The 2,862-nt window shown below is 46.1% G+C and carries 5 protein-coding genes; all 5 read left to right on the top strand.

Going from position 1 to position 2,862, the window contains the following annotated elements; translation table 11 throughout:
* Positions 1-327: 327 nt before the first annotated feature.
* Positions 328-723: a type IV pilin protein gene (locus ACRCZA_RS14985; protein WP_438675193.1), complete on the top strand. Its 396-nt coding sequence runs from the start codon at positions 328-330 to the stop codon at positions 721-723.
* Between the two features lie 29 nt (positions 724-752).
* Positions 753-1,202, top strand: coding sequence for a pilus assembly FimT family protein (locus ACRCZA_RS14980; protein ID WP_438675192.1), 450 nt, complete (start codon positions 753-755; stop codon positions 1,200-1,202).
* Between the two features lie 38 nt (positions 1,203-1,240).
* Complete coding sequence (gene pilV / locus ACRCZA_RS14975) at positions 1,241-1,657, top strand: type IV pilus modification protein PilV (protein ID WP_438675191.1); 417 nt, start codon at positions 1,241-1,243, stop codon at positions 1,655-1,657.
* 8 nt (positions 1,658-1,665) lie between these two features.
* A complete protein-coding gene (locus ACRCZA_RS14970; RefSeq protein WP_438675190.1) occupies positions 1,666-2,202 on the top strand; it encodes a PilW family protein in 537 nt (178 codons plus the stop codon).
* A 64-nt stretch (positions 2,203-2,266) separates the two neighbouring features.
* Positions 2,267-2,862, top strand: a 596-nt coding sequence (locus ACRCZA_RS14965; protein WP_438675189.1) for a pilus assembly PilX family protein, incomplete at its 3' end; no start/stop codon positions are given.

The following is a 2,862-nucleotide window of genomic DNA, read 5'->3' as shown; positions in this document are numbered from 1 at the left end:
AGAGAATGGCAGCGTAATGAAGTGATGGACGCTAGAAGCTTATCCACGCGAGGAATTTATTTACTGGCAAATCGGAAAGCGTCTGATAGTGAGTCACAGCATCTGTCGGGAAGTCCGGCGTGATCGCATTCGTGAAAATCACTATGTGGCCGAAGAGCTGCTTTGCTCGTTCTGCTCATAGAGCGCCAAAAGGGTTCCGCCGGTTTAGGCAATAGCGCCTGCATCGACGCCACTTCACGACAATTTGATGTTAGCAATATGTTGCGCCGATTTTAATCCATGTTATTATCACCTTACTTTTTGACACCAGCCAGATTATTGACAGATATGGAAATCACTAAGATCAAAATCAACACTGGATTCACGCTAATTGAATTGATGATCGCCATTGCCATCATAGGCATTCTGGCAAGCATTGCGTTACCGTCTTATCAGGAACATGTGCGTACAACCCGCAGGACCGATGCTCGTGATGCATTGATCAATGCAGCCCAGGTTTTGGAACGCCAATACACTTCAACCAATGCCTATACCGGCGGCACTGTAACCAAAGATGTCGCATTTTCCTCACCAAGTGGCTATTACAGCGTCAAAGCCACAGAGCTGACGACAGGTACCTACACCTTAGTCTCTACGGCCAATGCCCCCCAAGACAAAGACATTGCTTGTAAAGAGATGAAAATCACCCACAAAGGTGAGAAGTTGCCAGTCGCTTGTTGGTAAACAAATGTTGAAAGCGAGGGGGCATATAAATGAACAATAAGAAGATCCTAGGGTTTACCTTAACCGAGTTTATGGTCGTAGTAGCCTTAGTAGCGATCATTGCAGGGATTGCTGCACCGTCATTTGCGTCAATGATACGCGAAAATTCTGCACGCACTCAGGCCAATGAATTGTTTGCATTGGCGAGTTATGCCCGCACTGAAGCCATTAAGCGCCAATCCGATATCCGGGTTGCGATCACGTCAACGGGAGCTTCTGGCTGGAAGGTTCAGATACTATCTGGCACTGAGTTACTGAAGGAAATGGATAAATCCAGCAGTAATGTTAGCGTCAGTGCTGCCAATTTGGGTTTTGATATACGAGGTCGACGCGCCACAGGCACAGATAACTGTGTCAGTGTCAGTTACCGCAGCTATACAAAACAATTACAAATTGGACTGGGAGGAAACCTCAAAGTGATAAGTGGCAGCTGCACTTAAGCGTATTGACCAATATGAACAAGCGTATGGGAGATGGAATGAACACACGCAAGCAACAAGGCTTTTCTCTGATAGAAGTCTTAATTGCCTCTTTTATTGTGGCCTTTGGGGTGTTGGGTATGGCGGCTTTGCAGCTCAAAACGCTACAGGCTGCACATTCGGCATATCAGAGAACGATTGCCAGTGTAATTGCCATGGATGTGGTCGAGCGCCTATGGGCGAACATCGCCATGAACACCCCGCTCACAGTAACCCAGTTACAGCAACAGTCTCTTTCTCACTGGCTGCAAACGACAAATAGCCGGCAGTCTTTACCTGGCTTAGGGCTGACGCTAACCAATACCGCAGGAACCAATACCTATGTGATCACTGTAACTTGGACAGAGTCCCGCTTGGAGACAAATAATGGATCATCACAGTTTGTGTATTCCTTAGATCTCTATCCCAGCAGCTGAGGCCAGAAATGCACAAACCCATTTCATTACTTAAAGCTATTCAAGCTGGTTTTACCCTTATCGAGTTGATGATCAGCCTATCACTTGGGCTAATCGTCATGTTGGGGGCCACGCAGATTTTTGTCAGCGTAAATAAGGCTTATATCGAAACCCAGCGTTTTTCCGGGTTACAGGGCGATTTGTCTCTAATCAGTGACATTCTGGCATCAGATGTACGAGAAGCTTCCACCGTCAACATAGTCAATGATGCAAACAGTAACAGTATACTGACATTAACATTATCGACCGGTACTGTTGTCTATAACCTCACTGGTGCTAGTTTAAACCGTACACAAGCTGGCGTGACTGAAACGATGACGGAACAAGTGGCAAGCTTTACAAGTCAGTGCATTGCGTCTGATCTGAGTTCTTCGTGTGCCAAACCTATCATGCTCAAGCTTGCTGTCGGGCTTAATTCTAGTGATAGCGCCACAACACGCACCCACTTAGTGGAATTTAATGTCGCGATACGCAACAACGTGTTAGCGAAAAAGTTTGCGAGTTAATTGACGATTTCTGAACAGTTATCAAATAGTTTTCCCCCTTAAATCGGTGCATGAAAGGACAGATATGCTGAGTAAACAACAGGGAGCAGTTTTAGCCATTGGGCTAATATTTTTATTGATTATCACCTTAATTGGCGTTGCAGGTGCGGGACATTCACTGTTGGGAGAGCGGATGGCCTCCAATAACAAACAGATTTCTGAAGCGTTCATGGCGGCGGAAACAGGGTTAGTCAATGCGGTTGCTTGGCTCGATAACCCTGCTAACGCAGCAAACTGGGGGCAAGTGAGCACCAGCCAAGCCGCCATAAACGCCACTGCCATTTCATCAGGAAGTGGCAATAAGGCGAGATGGCAGATAAAAAGTTTGGCATTTAATGGTAAAGAAGCAACTATTGAGAGCTGCGGCACGATTAATAGCTCAGGCGTGAGTCGTTGTATATTAAGTACTTATATCAAAGGTTCTGGTGGTGGCAATCTGGCTGCCATGAACATCATAGGTAAAATCAAAACCTTTGATACAGGTAACAGCAACCAGTTCAAATTGATCGGCGGTGATGGTGGCCCAGCATTGGCCACGGATACTTTGTCGAATACTGAGCTTATTATCAAAGACATTACCGCTAAAGGGCGCATGGATAACTATGTCGGTGGGGTAAAACA

The sequence above is a fragment of the Shewanella sp. genome (assembly GCF_051658185.1).
Classification (GTDB): domain Bacteria; phylum Pseudomonadota; class Gammaproteobacteria; order Enterobacterales; family Shewanellaceae; genus Shewanella.
Note: the sequence above shows the minus strand (reverse complement) of the source record. Positions and strands in the feature narration are given on the sequence as shown.